The organism is Rhizobium sp. P1_E6 (assembly GCF_056405875.1).
The window spans coordinates 1-17,426 of the sequence record NZ_JBFUBG010000081.1; the positions used below are offsets into that span (position 1 = coordinate 1).

General features: G+C 61.0%; 16 protein-coding genes and 1 pseudogene. 2 read left to right on the forward strand and 15 right to left on the reverse strand.

Annotated elements, in window-relative coordinates; translation table 11 throughout:
* Positions 1 to 15 precede the first annotated feature (15 nt).
* The 5 genes and pseudogenes from AC1D35_RS27390 to AC1D35_RS27410 all read right to left on the reverse strand — a co-directional run bounded on the left by AC1D35_RS27390 (position 16) and on the right by AC1D35_RS27410 (position 6,097).
* Entirely contained in the window at positions 16 to 153 is a 138-nt protein-coding gene (locus AC1D35_RS27390) for a hypothetical protein (RefSeq protein WP_477832832.1), read from the reverse strand.
* 165 nt (positions 154 to 318) lie between these two features.
* Complete coding sequence (gene pssA / locus AC1D35_RS27395) at positions 319 to 1,164, reverse strand: CDP-diacylglycerol--serine O-phosphatidyltransferase (protein ID WP_113311445.1); 846 nt, start codon at positions 1,162 to 1,164, stop codon at positions 319 to 321.
* Between the two features lie 18 nt (positions 1,165 to 1,182).
* A pseudogene (locus AC1D35_RS27400) lies at positions 1,183 to 1,884 on the reverse strand (phosphatidylserine decarboxylase); the annotation flags it as partial.
* A 133-nt stretch (positions 1,885 to 2,017) separates the two neighbouring features.
* On the reverse strand, positions 2,018 to 3,895 hold the full coding sequence (locus AC1D35_RS27405; protein ID WP_477851830.1) for an ABCB family ABC transporter ATP-binding protein/permease: 1,878 nt from the start codon (positions 3,893 to 3,895) through the stop codon (positions 2,018 to 2,020).
* A gap of 162 nt (positions 3,896 to 4,057) precedes the next feature.
* Positions 4,058 to 6,097 (reverse strand): LysM peptidoglycan-binding domain-containing protein, encoded by a 2,040-nt coding sequence (locus AC1D35_RS27410; RefSeq protein WP_113311442.1) that lies wholly within the window; start codon positions 6,095 to 6,097, stop codon positions 4,058 to 4,060.
* A gap of 156 nt (positions 6,098 to 6,253) precedes the next feature.
* Here AC1D35_RS27410 and AC1D35_RS27415 point away from each other — a divergent pair, with 156 nt between their 5' ends.
* A complete protein-coding gene (locus tag AC1D35_RS27415) occupies positions 6,254 to 6,877 on the forward strand; it encodes an LOG family protein (protein WP_113295216.1) in 624 nt (207 codons plus the stop codon).
* Between the two features lie 67 nt (positions 6,878 to 6,944).
* Here the strand turns inward: AC1D35_RS27415 and rarD are convergent, their stop codons facing one another.
* Positions 6,945 to 7,859 (reverse strand): EamA family transporter RarD, encoded by a 915-nt coding sequence (gene rarD, locus AC1D35_RS27420; RefSeq protein ID WP_477941055.1) that lies wholly within the window; start codon positions 7,857 to 7,859, stop codon positions 6,945 to 6,947.
* Between the two features lie 116 nt (positions 7,860 to 7,975).
* Here rarD and AC1D35_RS27425 point away from each other — a divergent pair, with 116 nt between their 5' ends.
* Positions 7,976 to 8,836 carry a protein-L-isoaspartate carboxylmethyltransferase gene (locus AC1D35_RS27425; protein WP_113312262.1) on the forward strand — a complete coding sequence of 287 codons (861 nt, stop codon included), beginning with the start codon at positions 7,976 to 7,978 and terminating at the stop codon, positions 8,834 to 8,836.
* Positions 8,837 to 8,944: 108 nt separating this feature from the next.
* Here AC1D35_RS27425 and cimA read toward each other — a convergent pair whose 3' ends face one another.
* The 9 genes from cimA to purF all read right to left on the reverse strand — a co-directional run bounded on the left by cimA (position 8,945) and on the right by purF (position 17,331).
* A complete protein-coding gene (cimA, locus tag AC1D35_RS27430; RefSeq protein WP_113312263.1) occupies positions 8,945 to 10,561 on the reverse strand; it encodes a citramalate synthase in 1,617 nt (538 codons plus the stop codon).
* Positions 10,562 to 10,591: 30 nt separating this feature from the next.
* Positions 10,592 to 11,551 (reverse strand): prolyl aminopeptidase, encoded by a 960-nt coding sequence (gene pip, locus AC1D35_RS27435; RefSeq protein ID WP_115035401.1) that lies wholly within the window; start codon positions 11,549 to 11,551, stop codon positions 10,592 to 10,594.
* Complete coding sequence (locus AC1D35_RS27440) at positions 11,548 to 12,024, reverse strand: GFA family protein (protein ID WP_113295221.1); 477 nt, start codon at positions 12,022 to 12,024, stop codon at positions 11,548 to 11,550. Before AC1D35_RS27440 ends, pip begins: the two co-directional genes overlap by 4 nt.
* Complete coding sequence (locus AC1D35_RS27445) at positions 12,021 to 12,506, reverse strand: GFA family protein (protein ID WP_477851829.1); 486 nt, start codon at positions 12,504 to 12,506, stop codon at positions 12,021 to 12,023. The genes AC1D35_RS27440 and AC1D35_RS27445 overlap by 4 nt, the downstream gene beginning before the upstream one ends.
* Complete coding sequence (locus AC1D35_RS27450) at positions 12,506 to 12,982, reverse strand: GFA family protein (RefSeq protein ID WP_113311649.1); 477 nt, start codon at positions 12,980 to 12,982, stop codon at positions 12,506 to 12,508. Before AC1D35_RS27450 ends, AC1D35_RS27445 begins: the two co-directional genes overlap by 1 nt.
* The gene (cysS, locus tag AC1D35_RS27455) at positions 12,979 to 14,355 is read right to left on the reverse strand and encodes a cysteine--tRNA ligase (protein WP_477941061.1); all 1,377 of its coding nucleotides are present in this window, start codon (positions 14,353 to 14,355) and stop codon (positions 12,979 to 12,981) included. Before cysS ends, AC1D35_RS27450 begins: the two co-directional genes overlap by 4 nt.
* Before the next feature lie 241 nt (positions 14,356 to 14,596).
* Entirely contained in the window at positions 14,597 to 15,016 is a 420-nt protein-coding gene (locus tag AC1D35_RS27460; RefSeq protein ID WP_113311647.1) for a hypothetical protein, read from the reverse strand.
* A 4-nt stretch (positions 15,017 to 15,020) separates the two neighbouring features.
* Positions 15,021 to 15,761 (reverse strand): SDR family NAD(P)-dependent oxidoreductase, encoded by a 741-nt coding sequence (locus AC1D35_RS27465; protein WP_113311646.1) that lies wholly within the window; start codon positions 15,759 to 15,761, stop codon positions 15,021 to 15,023.
* 79 nt (positions 15,762 to 15,840) lie between these two features.
* Positions 15,841 to 17,331, reverse strand: a complete 1,491-nt coding sequence (gene purF / locus AC1D35_RS27470; RefSeq protein WP_113311645.1) for an amidophosphoribosyltransferase — start codon at positions 17,329 to 17,331, stop codon at positions 15,841 to 15,843.
* Positions 17,332 to 17,426 lie beyond the last annotated feature (95 nt).

Here is a 17,426-nt window from a genome sequence, read left to right on the forward strand (position 1 = left end):
GTTCTTTACGCCCGCTTAGGCGAGCTTCTTGACCGGTGCCGGCTTTGCCATCATCGAAGCCGCAGCGACGGCCTTGAGGCCGAGCGGGCGGTAGTTGGTCGTGAGATCCGGCTTGGCTGTCTGCTGCTGTTCCGTTGTCTTCTTCGAGGTCACGATACTCTCCTTACGTGTTTCCTAGAATTTTATCTGTCTTGTTCTTTTGTCTTTAATAGCGACAAAAGAGAGGCATCGCCTATCAGGAAATGTAACCACGGAGCATAATTCGCGAGGCTTAACCGAAGCCTGCGTTCGTTAATACTTACTTAATAAAGTGGATGCTCAGATGTGACGACCGATGTCGTCCTCGCCGATACCGGGTTCCTCGATGGTCAGCGTGCCATATTTGCGTTTCCACTTCCGCGCTCCGAAGGGCAGCGAAATGAGGTAGGCGCAGACCGTGAAGACCATCACTTCCCAGGTAAAGCTCATCAGCATCGCGACGTAGATCACCACACCGAGCATGGCAGGCAGCACGAGATCACGGCGCATGCGGCTCTCGGATTTACCGGACCAGACAGGCAGGCGGCTGATGAGCAGGAAAGCGATGAGGACCGTGTAGCCCGAGGAGAGAAAGGCGAAGGTCCGGTCGGTGGTGAGGCCGAGAAAGCCGAGATAGACGGGCAGGAGCACCAGCATCGCGCCGGCCGGCGCCGGCACGCCGACGAAATATTCCGATTGCCAGGGCGCGCGGTTGTCGCGTTCCGACATCACATTGAAGCGTGCCAGCCTGAGGCCGGCGGCGATCGTGTAGATGAGCGCGGCGATCCAGCCTAGCGAGCGCGCCTGGTCTAGCGCATACACATAGACCACGAGGGCAGGGGCGACGCCGAAATTGACGATGTCGGCAAGCGAATCCATCTGCGCGCCGAATTTCGACGTGGCTTTCATGAGGCGCGCCACACGACCGTCGATACCGTCGAGGAAGGCGGCGACGAGCACCATGGCGACAGCCAGCTCATAGCGGCTTTCGAAGGCGAGCCGGATGCCGGTCAGGCCGGCGCAGATGGCAAGGATGGTGATGAGGTTCGGAACGACGAGCCGGATCGGAATCTCGCGCAGGCGCGGCCCGCGCGCCGAATCGTCGCTCGGGCCGTTCGGTTCGAAGGGCGGAAAGGGTGTTTCCATATCGCGCTCTCCTGAAAATTAGCTGCGGCGGCTGATGACCGGACCCTTTGCCGAGGCGAATTCCGCAATGACGGTCTCGCCGGCAACCGCCGTCTGACCGAGCGAGACGCGCGGCGCGGTATCAGCAGGCAGGAACACGTCGAGCCGCGAACCGAAGCGGATGAGGCCGATACGTTCGCCGGCATCGACAGGTTCGTTGGCATGCGAAAAGCAGAGGATGCGCCGTGCGACGAGGCCGGCAATCTGCACGACGCCGATCTGCCCGTGGCGGGTCTCGATGACGAGGCCGTTGCGCTCGTTCTCCTCGCTCGCCTTGTCGAGCTCGGCATTCACGAAGCTGCCCTTGCGATAGTTGATGCTGACGATGCGGCCGCGCATCGGGGCGCGGTTCACATGGCAGTTGAACACGTTCATGAAGACGGAGATGCGCAGCATCGGCTCGCTGCCGAGGTTCAGTTCGGCCGGCGGCGTCACCATCTGGATCGAGGAGACCTTGCCATCCGCAGGCGAGATGACGAGATCGTCGTCCTGCGGGGTGACGCGCTCGGGATCACGGAAGAAATAGGCGCACCAGAGCGTCAGGATAAGGCCGATCCAGAAGAGCGGCTTGAAGATCCAGCCCAATACGAGCGACGCGACGAAGAAGGCGGCGACGAAGGGATAACCTTCCTTGTGCACCGGGACAATCGTGTTGCGAACCGTATCGAACAAGCTCATGAATGCCGGCCTCCTGTCGTTTTTCGTATCCGCTGGTTACAGAAAAACGACCTGAGGAGCAATGGCATGGACCGCAGGCCGCTTTCGATGCGTTGGTTCTATACAACAAAACGAGCGGTTTTGCCCGTTTCCGGCGTTAGGTCGCAGGCGCCAGACGGTTGACGATGCCCAGTTCGTCGCTCTCGCGAACCTGCTTCAGGTGCTCTTCGGCCTGTGTCGCCTCGCGCTGGCGGCTCCACATCGAGGCATAGAGTCCGTTCTGTTCGAGAAGAGCGGCATGCGTGCCGCGCTCGGCGATCTCGCCGCTCTTCAAGACGATGATCTCATCGGCGCTGATGACGGTAGACAGGCGGTGGGCGATAACCAGCGTCGTGCGGTTTTTGGAAACGACGTCGAGCGCCGTCTGGATTTCCCGCTCCGTCGTCGTGTCGAGCGCCGAGGTCGCCTCGTCGAGGATGAGGATGGGCGGGGCCTTCAGGATGGTGCGGGCGATTGCCACGCGCTGCTTCTCTCCACCCGAAAGCTTCAATCCGCGCTCGCCCACCTTGGTTTCGAAACCCTCCGGCAGCGTCTCGATAAAATGCCCGATCTGGGCGATTTCGGCGGCCTGCTTCACGTCGGCTTCGCTGGCCGAAGGCCGCCCGTAGCGGATATTGTAGGCCACCGTGTCGTTGAACAGCACCGTATCCTGCGGCACCATGCCGATGACCGAGCGCAAGCTCTTCTGCGTGATGCCGCGTATATCCTGCCCATCGACAGTGATCGCGCCGCTCTGGATATCGTAGAAGCGATAGAGCAGCCGCGACAGTGTAGACTTGCCGGCTCCTGAGGGACCGACGACGGCAACCGTCTTGCCAGCGGGCACCTCGAAGGAAATGCCTTTCAGGATCGGTCGGGCCGGATCATAGAAAAAATGCACGTCCTTGAAGGAGATGGCGCCCTGGCCGATGGCAAGATCCTTCGCGTCCGGCGCGTCCAGCACCTCTGCCTTTACTTCCAGGAGATCGAACATCTGCTCAATGTCGATCAATCCCTGGCGGATTTCGCGATAGACGAAACCGATGAAGTTCAGCGGAACCGAAAGCTGCAGCAGCATGGAATTGATGAAGACGAAATCGCCGACCGTGTGCTCGCCGCTCTGCACCGACCAGGCCGAGAGAACGAGCATGATCGTCGTGCCGATGCCGAAGATCACACCCTGGCCGAAGTTCAGCCAGCCGAGTGAAGTCCAGACGTCGGTCGCCGCCTTCTCATAGCGTTCCATCGAAGTGTCGAAGCGCTTGGCCTCCATCTCCTCATTGCCGAAATATTTGACGGTTTCGAAGTTGAGGAGCGAGTCGATCGCCTTGGTGTTGGCGTCCGTATCGCTATCGTTCATCGTGCGGCGGATGGAGATGCGCCAGTCGGAAGCGCGGATTGTGAACCAGATATAGGCCCAGACGGTAAAGGCGGTGACGGCAAGATAGGAGAAGCCGTAGCCCCACCAGAAGATCGCTGCCGTCAAAAGGAATTCGATGACGGTCGGGACGGAGTTCAGGATCGTGAAGCGCACGATCGTTTCGATGCCCTTGGTGCCGCGTTCGATGATGCGCGAAAGCCCGCCTGTCTTGCGCTCCAGATGAAAGCGCAGGGAAAGCTCGTGCATATGCACGAAGGTGCGGTAGGCAAGCTGGCGCACGGCATACTGGCCGACGCTGGCAAACAGCGAATCCCGCAGCTGGTTGAGGCCGAGCTGGATGAGGCGCGTCAGGTTGTAGGCGATGACGAGTGCGGTTGCGCCGATCAGCAGCGGCGGCAGCGTGCCTTGCAGGTCCATCCTGCCGTTCAAAGCGTCGGTGGACCACTTGAAGAAATAGGGCACCAGGAGCAGGACGAATTTCGAGATCAGCAGGAAGACCGAGGCCCACACCACCCGCATCCTCAAATCCGGCCGGTCCGCCGGCCACATGTAGGGCCAGAGATTGTAGAGCGTTCCCAGCAGGTTGGTATCTGAAACTGTCTTGCCGTTAGCCATGCCTATCTCCAGCCCGGCGGGCCGCTGCTGTCGCGACCTGTCGCCGTTCCCGCGAGATATGCCACTGGCTGGCCGAATACAACATTGATGCGGATTTTATGGGCGATAGTTGCGCGTCGGCTCTAACGAAAACGGCGGCCGATGGGCCGCCGTTTCGAAGTTTTAGAGGTGGCCGCCGGAGAGCCGCTTGCGGTGCAGCTCCTCGGCATTCGGCAGCGCATCCTTCGGCAGGCCGAAGACCTGGCCCGGACGGATATGGTCCGGATTGATGATCTTGTCCTCGTTGGCGATGTAGATCGTCGTATAGCGCACACCGAGGCCATAGGTGCGGCGCGAGATCTGCCACAACGTATCGCCACGGCGGATGATGACGGCGTTGTTGTTTGCCGTCAGCGGCGCCTGCTCGATCGTCTTCGGCTGGCTGGCATCGGACACCTCGTTCGCCCGGGGAACCGTCAGCTCGGCAATGATCGCGCCGAGATTGTCGAGCGCACTGCCGACGGACTTGGCGTCCTTCGGCAGGCCCTGCAATATCCTGAGCGCGTTGCCGGCGATCTGCGATGCGGAAGCCGATGCCTGCTTGAAGGCGTCGGTCGCATCGATGCCCGGACGGAAGTCGACGAGCGAGCGCAGAGAGAATTCCGTGGCCGAGCGGGCAGCCGCTAGCTGTTCGACACCCGGCACCTTGCCGTCTGCAAACAGGCCCTTCAGCAGGCCGAACGCCTTCGCCGCGTCGCCCTTGAGCTTGCCGAGCTGGCCTTCGTCGAGTGGGAGTGCGGCTTGATTGGCATTGCTGCCGGACTGGGCGGCAACCGTGACCTGATCGCCCGCCGGGCGATTGAAATTGACGGTGGCGCGCACCAGCACCTTGCCGGCGGCATCGACGACATCGACGCGGATCTTGTGGTCGCCGACCGAAAGATCCTTCACCCCATCAATGACGAAGTGACCGTCCGGCCCTGCGGTATCCTGGCCGATCAGCGCATCATCGGCATAGCCAATGACCTTGGCGTTGGCGTGCGTCGTGCCGGCGATGAAGATCTTGTTGCCCTCGATCTCAACCGCGCTGACCATCACGTCAGCCGTGCTGGCGCCACCCAGCTGGGTGCCGGGAACCGCCGGTGCCGTCTTGGCATTGTCGCCGGCGCCGGCAGGCATATCCGGGGTCTGCATGGCGACCTGATCCTTTGCCGCGCCATCGGGAGCAGGGGCGCCGTTGCCGGCAGACGCTGCGGATGCATCATTGGCGGAAGGCGGCTGGGCGCTGGCGACCTCAGCCTTCGGCGCCGTGATGATGCGGCTTGCGGTGCCGGGCTTGGAGACCATGGCGAGCAATTCGCTGCCGCTGCCGTCCTTTGGCACGGAAACGGTCGCAACTTCTTCCGAGAGCGTGGTCTTGCCGTCCTTGCCCGTCACTTTCAGCACGAGCTGATGGTCGCCGGCGGGAAGCGGATTGTCGAGAACGACGGCAAAATCGCCGGTTCCATCGACATCGGTCGTCACGACCACCTTGTCGCCGTCAAGCACTTCCAGCTTGCCATGCGGCTCGGCCGAGCCGGCAATGACGGTCGAACCATCGGGCTCGACGCGCAGAACGTCGAAAGCAGGCACCTTCGGGCCGGTGCTGGAAGCGGTATCGGCAGCGGGAGGCGTCTGGCCATTGGCAGCAGCCGGCTGGCCGGCTGGCTCCGACGCACCGGCCAATGCGATTTCGGCCCGTGCGAGTGCAGCCAGCGCATCGGCGGCATTTTCAGGGAGATTCTGGATAATGTCGCGCGCCTTGCCCGCACCGTCCTTGGCCTTGGAGACGAGGCCTGCGGTTGTGGTGTCGAGACCTTCGGGAGCGGCGAAATCGACGATCGCGGTCAGCGCGTTCACGGCTGTAGTTTTGACGCCTGCAAGCGCATCGGCGGCTGGCACCTTGCCATCGACGAACAGCGCCTTAAGTCCCGAGAGAGATTTGCCGGCATCGGCGGTGAGGCTGCCGATCTTCTGGACGACGGGTGCTGCATCCACAACGGCGGAGCGGGAGGTCTTGGACGTTTCGTTAACCGTGTTGTGGACCTCAGTGCCGGCCTGGTTGATGGCATCACCAACCTTCGCCACATCGGAACCGAGACGAGGCATGACGAAAAACACCATCAGTATGATTGCAATTATAAGCACTGCGAGGGCCAGCAAGCCGGCACGGTTTTTCATCATTACGTCTCCCAAGGCGGCAAATTGCCGTAGTATTCAGAAATTGCTAGCGATTCCCGTTGCTTTTCACAAGCATTCAAAGCAATTACGCAAGCGCTGCACGCCGCTTTTCAGTCAATTTTCTTGACTGCATTGAAATGGAATAGTTGTTTTTCCCCTATGACCGAACAATCTGTATCGATTCGATCCATCTGCGTTTACTGCGGCTCTCGGCCGGGACGCGATCCTTCCCATATGGCTGCCGGCCGCGCACTCGGAAAGGAGATCGCGGAATATGGCCTTCGCCTCATCTACGGCGGTGGCACGAAAGGCATCATGGGTGCTGTGGCCAGCGGGACCCTATCCAACGGTGGTCAGGTGACGGGCATCATTCCCGAGTTCCTGATCGACATGGAGGCGACTCGCCATTCCCTGGGCCAACTCAACGAGCTTATTGTAACCCCTGACATGCATGCGCGCAAACACACGATGTTCGAGCGCTCTGATGCTTTCGTCGCGCTGCCCGGAGGCATCGGCACACTGGAGGAGATCGTCGAGATCATGACCTGGGCACAGCTCGGCCGTCATGAAAAGCCGATGGTCTTCGCCAACATCAATGGTTTCTGGGATCCGATGATGGAGCTCTTGCGCCACATGACGGGCGAAGGTTTCCTGCACACCGCCCACCGTGTCCAGCCGCTCGTCGTCGACGAGATCTCGGGCATCATCCCGGCCATCATGGCGCAGGCGGCAGAGCTTGCCGCCGATCGTGACGGCGAGGACGAGGTCATCTCGAAGATGTAGGTTCTCAAGCAATTCCAGCAAAGCTGTGCTACGGTTTGCGTCCGGAATTGCGTGAAAAAGGCTGCGCTCAGCGCCCGCGCGCCGTCTTCAGCATCGACCAGCTGTAGAAGAAGAGACCCGCCCAGATCAGCGGGAAGGCGATCATGCGCGCCGTGTTCATCTCTTCGTGGAAGATGAAGACGGCGATGAGGAAGATCATCGTCGGCGCGATATACTGCATGATGCCGATGGTCGACAGCTTGAGCAGCTTGGCGCCGTTGGCGTAGATCATCAAGGGCACGGCAGTAATCAGTCCGCAGCCGAGCAGCAGGGCGGTATCGGAAAGGCCCGTGCGGTATAAGTGCCCTTCGCCGCTGACGAATTCCAGGTAGAGGATGTAAAGCAGCGCCGGCAGGCTGAGAATCAGCACTTCCAGGAAGAAGCCCTGGTTGGGGCCAAGCGGCAGCGTCTTGCGAAACAGCGCATAGAAGCCCCAACTGATGGCGAGCGTCAGCGCCACCCAGGGAATGCCGCCGCTGTCGAAGKCGAGTACCACGACCGCAAGGCCGGCAAGGCAGATCGCCGCGATCTGCATCGGCTGCAGCTTTTCCTTCAGGAGCACTGCACCGAGAAAGATGCTGAAGAGCGGATTGATGAAATAGCCCATGGCCGCATCGAGCGAATGGCCGGCGCCGATCGCCCAGACATAGGTGCCCCAGTTTACGGTGATCAGCGCCGCGGTCATCATTGCCATGGCGAGCATGCGGGGAGAGCGCAGAGCAACCGCAATATCCTGCGTGCGCCCCAGCACCAGGAGCACGATGCCGGCGAGCGGCAGCGACCACAGAATGCGGTGGGCGATAACTTCGGCCGGCGAGATATGCGCCACTGCCTTCATGTAGATCGGCAGGAAGCCCCACAGAAGATAGGCCGTCAGCGCAAAGGCAAAGCCGCGTGGACTGTCTTCGTTCTTGATGAGGGGGGCGCTTGCATCGGCAGACATCCGGTGTTTCCATCTTTGTTCTGTTTCTGATCCGGATTAGCTTAAGCGGCGTGAATAAGCCAATTCATTTCGGTGAATAGACGGTCATGGCTCAGGCAGGGCTGGGGAGGCTGGATATGGGTGAAACGGAACTGGTGATCTGCCGAAAGGCCTATGCCGCCCAGATGCTGGCGAAGATGGGTATCGTGGGCGACGAGCGGCTGCGACAGACCTTTGCCACAGTTCCGCGGGAGGATTTCCTCGAACCGTCGCCGTGGCGCATGGCGAACGGGACCGGTTATCAGGACATGCCGTCCACCGATCCCGTCGTCCTTTATCAGGATGTTCTGATTGCGCTGCAGGAGGGGCGGCAGGTCAACAACGGCAGTCCCTCGCTGCATGCGCTCGGCCTTCACTGGCTGGCGCCGCAACCCGGCGATACGGCCTGCCATATCGGCGCCGGCGGTGGCTACTATACCGCCATGCTGTCCCATCTGGTTGAAAGCGGCGGCCATGTCGTGGCGATCGAATATGACCGGGAACTCGCCGCCCGCGCTAGTGCCAATCTCGCCCCCTACGGCAATGTCGAGGTCAACTGCGGCAATGGTCTGGAATGGCCGCAATCGCCGTCCGACGCGATCTACGTCAATTTCGCGGCTCACAGGCCAGCCGAAGCCTGGATCGACAATCTTGCTGTTGGCGGCAGGCTGATCTTTCCGCTCTGCGCGCCCGCGCGTGACGGCAATGACAATCTGCGGCCGCGCAGCGCCCGCGGCGGCTTCTTCCTGATCCGGCGCACGCCGGAGGACTATCGCGCCCGCCATCTCAGCCCCACCTTCTTCGTCTGGGGCCATGGCGCGACCGGTACGATCGAAACCTACAGGGCGCTGGAGTCCACTTTCCGGCAGGGTGGCATGGAGAAGGTCACGCGGCTGCGCTGGAAGGTGCCGAAGCAAGAGGACGAATGGTATTCGGAGGAGGACTGGGGCCTCCTATAGAGCATTTCCGCTTTTTCTTCGAATGACGGAAATGCTCTATATCTCTTTGTTTCCACGCAATTCCGGACGCAAAACCGCTGCATACTTTTGCTGGAAGTGCTTTAGCATTCACTCGGCGGCGATCTTGCCGGCAAGTTGCCGGTTCTTCATCAGCTTGTAGATGACCGAATCCATCAGCGCCTGGAACGAGGCGTCAATGATGTTCTCGGACACGCCGACCGTCCACCAGCGCACGCCGCTGGAATCGGTGGATTCGATGAGAACGCGGGTGATGGCCTCGGTGCCGCCATTGAGGATACGCACCTTGAAGTCGGCGAGCACGAGATCGTCGATCTCATGCTGATACTTGCCGAAATCCTTGCGCAACGCGAGATCGAGCGCGTTGACCGGGCCTTCCGCCTCCGCGACGGACATCAGCGTCTGGCCGTCGATGGCGATCTTCACCACGGCTTCGGAGACGATCTTGATGCGGCCGTGGGAATCGAAACGCCGTTCGATCATCACCCGGAAACCGTCGATCGTGAAGAAGTTCGGAATGGTGCCCATGGTGCGCCGCGCCAGAAGTTCGAAGCTCGCATCCGCACCCTCGTAGGCATAGCCGGATGCTTCGCGTTCCTTGACGATGGAGATCAGGAGGTCGAGCTTCGGATCGTCCTTGGCGACATCGATGCCGCGCCGCCTCAACGCATTGATGAAGTTTGCCTTGCCGCCCTGATCCGAGACCATGACCTTGCGGAAGTTGCCGACACTTTCCGGCGGCACGTGCTCGTAGGTGCGCGGGTCCTTCAGCAGGGCGGAGGCGTGGATGCCAGCCTTGGTGGCGAAGGCAGACGCGCCGACATAGGGCATCTGATGATCCGGCGAGCGGTTCAGCAGTTCGTCGAAAGCATGCGACAGACGGGTGAGGTTGGTCAGCCGCTCCGCGTCGATCGCCGTTTCGAAACGCGTATTATAGGTGCTTTTCAGCGCCAGCGTCGGGATCAGCGTCACCAGATTGGCGTTGCCGCAGCGCTCGCCGACACCGTTGAGCGTGCCCTGGATCTGGCGCACGCCGGCCTCGACGGCGACCAGAGAATTGGCGACTGCCTGGCCGGTATCGTTATGTGCATGGATACCGAGACAGTGGCCCGGCACGCCTGCGGCGATCGCTGCTTCGACGATGGCGCGTACTTCCGGCGGCTGCGCGCCGCCATTTGTGTCGCAGAGCACCACCCAGCGCGCGCCGTTCTCATAGGCGGTCTTGGCGCAGGCAAGCGCATATTCCGGATTGGCCTTGTAGCCGTCGAAGAAATGCTCGCAATCGACCATCGCCTCCTTGCCGGCGGCAACGGCAGCCTTGACGCTTTCGGCGATGCATTCGAGGTTTTCCTCGTTGGTGCAGCCGAGTGCGACCTGCACATGATAATCCCAGCTCTTGGCGACGAAACAGATCGCGTCGCTGCGCGCCTGCAGCAGGCCGGCAATGCCCGGATCGTTGGAGGCGGAAACACCCGGCCGCTTCGTCATGCCGAAGGCGACGAAGGAGGCCTGGTTCGTGCGTTTCTCAGCAAAGAAGGCGGTATCGGTCGGGTTCGCACCCGGATAGCCGCCCTCGACATAGTCCAGCCCGAACTCGTCCAGCATGCTCGCAATCGCAATCTTGTCCTCGACGGAAAAGTCGATGCCGGGCGTCTGCTGCCCGTCCCGGAGCGTCGTATCGAAGAGGTAGATTCTTTCGCGTGTCATGGTGGTGTTTCCTGTCGCCGCCWGCGGCTCTTATAGTTTCCCTGCAAACTTATCCGTCGCCCGGATGAGCTGGTCGAGAATCCCGGGTTCCGAGAAGGCATGACCTGCACCCTCGATCAGGTGGAAATCGGCCTTCGGCCATGCCTTATGCAGCTTCCAGGCATATTTGGCCGGGCAGGGCATGTCGTAGCGCCCATGCACGATGACACCCGGAATATCCTTGAGCTTGTGGGCATCGCGCAGCAGCTGGCCCTCGTCCATCCAGCCGGCATGGACGAAGAAGTGGTTCTCGATACGCGCGAAGGCATAGGCGAACTCGGCTTCCTCGAACTTGCCGCTGGTCGACTTCTCGGGCAGCAGCGTGATCGTCTCGCCTTCCCAGATGCTCCAGGCCTGCGCCGCTTTCAGCGCGACAGCCCTGTCCGAACCGGTGAGCCGGCGGTTATAGGCAAGCATCATCTCGTGGCGCTCTTCCGGCGGGATGGGTGCTACGAAGTGCTCCCACTTGTCCGGGAACATTTCGGAGACGCCGAACTGGTAGTACCAGTCGAGTTCGGCCCGCGTCAGCGTATAGATACCGCGCACGATGATTTCGGAAACATGTTCCGGATGCTTCTCGGCATAGGCGAGCGCCAGCGTGGAGCCCCAGGAGCCGCCGAAGACCTGCCATTTGTCGACGCCGGCCATCTCGCGCAGCCGCTCGATATCGGCAACGAGATGCCAGGTCGTGTTAGCCTCCAGGCTCGCATGCGGGGTCGACTTGCCGCAGCCGCGCTGGTCGAACAGTAGGACGTCATAAAGCTTGGGGTCGAAGACCCGGCGATGCGCCGGCGAAATGCCGCCGCCCGGGCCGCCATGTAGGAAGACCGCCGGCTTGGCGCCCGGTGTGCCACAGCGTTCCCAATAGATTACATGGCCATCGCCGACATCGAGATGGCCCGACGCATAGGGTTCGATTTCCGGATAGAGCGTGCGCAGCACTTCGGTCATATCTTCACGCCTTTTGCGGGCCAGATGGGTGTGTCATGGTCGGGATGCTGGAAGGAGATGATCGCCTCCTGCCGGGCGTAAAAATCCGGGTCCTTGTGGACAGGTGCGTCGAAGATCGTCTCGACCCAGGGCAGGCGGGCATCGTAGTTGACCTGGACCTGCGGAGCCAGATCGCTCCGGTCGTCGAACGTGCCGATTGCAAGCTCCAGGCCGCCCGGATGACGGTAGGTCATCGGCGTACCGCAATCCTGGCAGAAGCCGCGCTCGATATTGATCGAGGACTGGAAATAGGCGGGCTCGCCGCGGCTCCACTCCATGCCTTCCTCAGGCGCCGTCACCAGCGCCGAAAAAAAGCCGCCGAACTGCTTCTGGCACATGCGGCAATGGCAGATGGACGGGCGTCCGAGCTTACCTGAAATGCGGAAGCGCACGGCACCGCACTGGCAGCCGCCTGTTCTTATCGTCTCGGTCATGGATCTGCTCCGGGTGGCCAGTGGGATGTATCGTGGTCGGGATGCTGGCGATTGCTCGCCGCGATCCGGTCCTCGCGATCGGTTGTTTCCGGTTCGGGCTCGATCGGCAAGCCGTCAAGCGCATGGAACCAGACCATTTTGCTGTCGAGATTGGATTGCATGACCGGCTTTACGGCCTGCGGATCGTCAAGTGAGCCGAGCGTGATGTTGACGGAGTCGGCATCGGGAATATCGTAGAAGAGCGGCGTGCCGCATTCGCCGCAGAAGCCGCGCCGCACGAGACCCGAGGAGGAAAACCATTTTGGCTCCCCGCGCGTCAGCTCGAAATCCTTACGCATCACGCCTGCAAGCGGCAGGAAATAGTTGCCGGCGGCTTTCTGGCACATGCGGCAGTGGCAGATATGCGGATAGCCGAGTTCGCCGCGCGCCCGATAACGAACCGCGCCGCACTGGCATCCGCCGGTCTGCTCCGCCGTTTCCATCAAGCGTGATCCTCCGGCGGCCAGACCGGGGTATCATGGTCCGGATGCTGGTATGAAACGATCTCGTGGAGGAAGGAACCGGCCGCGAGATCCTCCTCGGTCCGCTCTCCGGGTAGTTCGTGCAGATGATCGACGAAGCCGATCTTGCCTTCCACGCCCCACTGAATGGTCGGCGGCAGCAGCGATGGGTCGTCGAACGCGCCCGTCGCAACCGCCATGCCGTCCGGCGCCTCGTAGGTCAAGGGCGTGCCGCAATCGCCGCAGAAGCCGCGGCTGACGAAATTCGAAGACCGAAAGGTCTTGCGCTGCCCTCTGGTCCACTCGAACTCCATCCCGCGCATGGAAACCAGCGGCGCATAGTAGGCACCGAATGCCTTCTGGCACATGCGGCAATGACAGATCGACGAATCCTGTGGGACGCCTGTGGCACGGAAGCGGATCGCCCCGCACTGGCAGCCGCCGGTATAGGTGTTCATTTCTTCACCTCCCACGTCGTCACCCGCTCGCCTGTTGCCGGGTCCTTGCCATCCTTGAGCTGGATGCCTTCGGCGGCAAGCGTATCGCGGATTTGGTCGGCTTCGGCGAAATTCTTCGCCTTCAAGAGTTCCAGCCGCGCCTTGACCCGCGCATCGATTTCCGTGGCGACAGCTTCGTCGATCTCGGTCTTCTTCGGCAGCACGCCGAGCAGCGCCGCGCTGGCGGCGAAGACGGCGGCGTTGCCGGATTGTGCTAGCGCATGCAGCGCCTGGACGGCTGCGACCGTATTGAGATCGTCGGCCAGCGCATTCAGCACCGTCGCATCTGGCTTGGCATCGCCGGGTTCGGCAGCCGGCCATTTGGCAAGCAACCGCTCGGCTTCCTCCAACCGCTTGACGGAGAAGTCGATCGGCTCGCGATAATGCGTCATCAGCATTGCAAGACGCAGCACTTCGCCCGGCCACTGGCGACCGGCGAATGTCTCCGTGTGCAACAGCTCATAGATGGTTACGAAATTGCCTTCGGATTTCGACATCTTGCGGCCTTCGACCTGCAGGAAGCCGTTATGCATCCAGACATTCGCCATCACGTCAGTACCGTGGGCGCACCGTGACTGGGCAATCTCGTTCTCGTGATGCGGGAAAATCAGGTCCAGCCCGCCGCCATGAATATCGAAGACATCGCCGAGATAACGCCCGCTCATGGCCGAGCACTCGATGTGCCAGCCAGGACGACCGCGGCCCCACGGGCTTTCCCAGCCGGGCTCGTTGTCGTCCGACAGCTTCCAGAGCACGAAGTCGCCGGGGGTCTTCTTGTGCGCATCGACGGCAACGCGGGCGCCGGCCTGCTGCTCATCGAGATTGCGCTTCGAAAGCTGGCCGTATTCGGCCATCGACTTCKTGTCGAACAGTACCTCGCCTGATGCCTGGTAGGCATGGCCCTTCGCGATCAGCCGTTCGATGATCTCGATCATCTCTGCGATATTATCGGTGGCACGCGGCTGCACCGTCGGCTCGAGCGAGCCGAGTGCCAAGGCATCGTCAAGAAACTGCGTCTCGGTCTTCTCCGTCACCGCCCGGATCGCCACATTCAGCGGCAGACCCGGATAATCCCGCAGCGCCCGGGCGTTGATCTTGTCATCGACGTCGGTGATGTTGCGGACATAGGTGACATGGCTCTCGCCATAGAGATGGCGCAGCAGGCGGAACAGCACGTCGAAGACGATGACCGGCCGCGCATTGCCGATATGGGCGTAATCGTAGACTGTCGGGCCGCACACATACATGCGGACGTTTTCGGCATCGATCGGCTTGAAGACCGATTTCTCCCGCGTCAGCGTATTGTACAGCTTCAGTTCCGGCGTGCCGCCCATTCCACTCTCCCAAGATGCATAAGCAAAAAAAACATCGCCACCGGCGGGCCGGGGCGTTTCTCATCTTGGACATTTGGGAGACGAAAACGGCCAGGCCAGCTTTGGGCTAGCGAATAATCTTCCGGCAGTTAATGCAGATAACCGTTTTCATGACGCGTTTTATGGCGTGGGATCGAAGTTTGGTCAAGGAGAATAAAGCGATCTGAATCAGCGAATTCGACCCCGCGTCACGGTGAGGCCGCTATCGATTGTTGAGATCCTGCGTCTCGGAGAAGATCGGTTGAGAACGCAATTTTTGAGTGAAGCTGGTTGCCGAAAAGCAGATCGCACCCTTGTCCAATTCGATCTCGTAATCCCAGACGAATAGTTCGCCGCTCGGAGTCGGGCGCATGTTTTTGCGCGTGACGTCCGATATGATTGTTGGAATAGTATTCTCGGGCTCGATTGCAATCTTCAAGTCGGAAACATTGTGAAAGGTTAGGTCGCATTCCGACACCCAAAAACCGGCGAAGAGATCGCCTCGTCTTTGCCATTTGAAGATGTAGTCGATATCGATTTTGAACTCGAAGTTCTCATTTGGAAGCGAGATCGAATAGAGGCGGCAATCGTGCCAGCCCATCACATCAAAATCCTCGTTGCTCCAAATCTCCCTCTCGATCACCGGATCATCCCGGCAGCTGGTAATCTACCAGCTTGTTTTCGCGCACGATGAACAGCTTGCCGGTCTCGGTCACCCCGGGGCCGAGCAAGGGAAGGATTGCCTTCGCCACCTCGGAAGGATGCGGCAGCGTCGCGGGATCCTCGCCCGGCACGGCCTGCGCGCGCATGGCGGTCCGCGTGGCGCCCGGATCGACGCTGGTGATGCGCAGTGGCGTTGTCTGCGTCTCGCCGGCCCAGGTGCGCGCCAGCGCTTCGACTGCGGCCTTGGAGGCGGAATAAGCGCTCCAGAAAGGGCGGCACTTGTGGGCGGCACCCGAGGACATGATGACGGCTCGGCCGGCATCCGAGCGCGTCAGCAGCGGATCGACCGAGCGGATGAGACGCCAGGTGGCGTTTACATTGATGTTCATCACCTTCTCGAAGACCTTGGCTTCGATATGGCCGATCGGCGAGATGACGCCGAGCACGCCGGCATTGGCGACGAGGATGTCGAGCTTGCCCCAGCGCTCGAAGATCGAGCCGCCGAGACGATCGATCGCTTCCATGTCGGCGAGATCGAAGGGGACGAGGGTCGCAGAGCCGCCCACAGCCTTGATGGCATCGTCAAGCTCTTCCAGGCCGCCGACGGTGCGGGCGCAAGCGATCACATGCGCGCCGGCCTTGGCGAGTTCGAGTGCCGTGAAATAACCGATGCCACGCGATGCGCCCGTGACCAGCGCGATCCTGCCTTCAAGATTGATGTTCATCTGTCCCGGTTCCGGATGTGCTTGAAAAGGTAAGGGGCGCAATAAGCGCCCCAGATAGGAAAGTCAAAGTGGAAGCGGCTCAGCCGTTGCTGGCAAGCATGGAAATCTTGCTGCCCATCGACTCGCCGTTCTTGTCGAGCAATCGGGTCGGATAGTCACCAGTGAAGTAGTGGTCGGTGAACTGCGGGCGTGCATTGTTGCGGTCTTCGCCGCCGACGGCGCGATAGAGCCCGTCGATCGACAGGAAGGCGAGCGAATCTGCGCCGATATATTTGGCCATGGCGTCGACATCGGCATACTGGTTTGCCAAGAGCTTGTCGGCATCAGGCGTATCGATGCCGTAGAAATCCGGGAAGAAGATCATTGGGCTGGCGACGCGGATATGCACTTCCTTGGCGCCGGCCTCACGGATCATCTGCACGATCTTCAGCGAGGTCGTGCCGCGCACGATGGAATCGTCGACCAGCACCACGCGCTTGCCTTCGATCATCGCCCGGTTGGCGGAATGCTTGAGCTTCACGCCGAAGGCGCGGATCTGCTGGGTCGGCTCGATGAAGGTGCGGCCGACATAATGGTTGCGGATGATGCCGTATTCGAAGGGAATGCCGCTCTGCTGGGCATAGCCGAGAGCAGCCGGCGTGCCACCGTCAGGCACCGGCACGATCACGTCGGCATCGATGGGCGATTCCTTGGCGAGRTTCATGCCCATGTTCTTGCGCGTCGTATAGACGTTGCGGCCGCCGACGACCGAGTCCGGTCTGGCGAAATAGACATATTCGAACAGGCAGAGGCGCTCCGGCTGCGGCTTGCTGGGCTTGCGGGCGTCGATGCTGATCGAGCCGTCAGGCTGGATTTCGCAGATGACGACCTCGCCGTTTTCCACGTCGCGGATGAACTTGGCGCCGATAATGTCGAGTGCGCAGGTTTCCGAGCAGAAGATCGGCTTGCCGTCGAGTTCGCCCATCACGAGCGGGCGGATGCCCGTGGGATCGCGCGCGGCAATCAGCTTCGTGCGCGTCATTGCGAGCATCGAATAGCCGCCTTCCATCTGGCGGATGGCGTCGATGAAGCGGTCGGATGTGGAAGCGTGGCGCGAGCGGGCGATGAGGTGAAGGACGACTTCGGTATCTGACGTCGACTGACAGATCGCGCCGGTTGCAATGATCTGGCGGCGTAGCGTCAGGCCGTTGGTGAAGTTGCCGTTATGGGCAATGGCGATGCCGCCTTCTTCCAGTTCGGCGAAGAGCGGCTGGACATTGCGCATCGCCACTTCGCCAGTTGTCGAATAGCGTGTGTGTCCCATAGATATGCTGCCGGGCAGGCGGGCGAGTGTCATCGGATTGGTATAATGGTCGCCGACGAGGCCCATATGGCGCTCTTGGTGGAAGCGCTTGCCGTCGAAGGAGACGATACCGGCCGCTTCCTGCCCTCGATGCTGCAGGGCATGGAGACCGAGCGCCGTCAGCGCCGCAGCATCGTCATGTCCCAGAATTCCGAAAACGCCGCATTCTTCATGCAGCGTATCTCCGTCGAGCGGATCGTCAATCGGGAAGGAATGGGACTGGTTCATTTCTGCGGGCCTCTGCTCTCACAAGAATGGATCGGCATTTCCAGGTGCATGATAGCGGAAAAAACGCTGCTTTCCGATAACATCATGCTGAACGG

Excerpts from the sequence above, each read along its gene's own strand:
- AC1D35_RS27425 (WP_113312262.1), top strand. The coding sequence starts at position 7,976 with ATGGGTGAAACGGAACTGGTGATCTGCCGAAAGGCCTATGCCGCCCAG.
- pssA (WP_113311445.1), bottom strand. The coding sequence starts at position 1,164 with ATGGAAACACCCTTTCCGCCCTTCGAACCGAACGGCCCGAGCGACGAT.
- cimA (WP_113312263.1), bottom strand. The coding sequence starts at position 10,561 with ATGACACGCGAAAGAATCTACCTCTTCGATACGACGCTCCGGGACGGG.
- AC1D35_RS27465 (WP_113311646.1), bottom strand. The coding sequence starts at position 15,761 with ATGAACATCAATCTTGAAGGCAGGATCGCGCTGGTCACGGGCGCATCG.
- AC1D35_RS27405 (WP_477851830.1), bottom strand. The coding sequence starts at position 3,895 with ATGGCTAACGGCAAGACAGTTTCAGATACCAACCTGCTGGGAACGCTC.
- AC1D35_RS27445 (WP_477851829.1), bottom strand. The coding sequence starts at position 12,506 with ATGGAAACGGCGGAGCAGACCGGCGGATGCCAGTGCGGCGCGGTTCGT.
- pip (WP_115035401.1), bottom strand. The coding sequence starts at position 11,551 with ATGACCGAAGTGCTGCGCACGCTCTATCCGGAAATCGAACCCTATGCG.
- AC1D35_RS27450 (WP_113311649.1), bottom strand. The coding sequence starts at position 12,982 with ATGAACACCTATACCGGCGGCTGCCAGTGCGGGGCGATCCGCTTCCGT.
- AC1D35_RS27410 (WP_113311442.1), bottom strand. The coding sequence starts at position 6,097 with ATGATGAAAAACCGTGCCGGCTTGCTGGCCCTCGCAGTGCTTATAATT.
- AC1D35_RS27415 (WP_113295216.1), top strand. The coding sequence starts at position 6,254 with ATGACCGAACAATCTGTATCGATTCGATCCATCTGCGTTTACTGCGGC.
- AC1D35_RS27440 (WP_113295221.1), bottom strand. The coding sequence starts at position 12,024 with ATGACCGAGACGATAAGAACAGGCGGCTGCCAGTGCGGTGCCGTGCGC.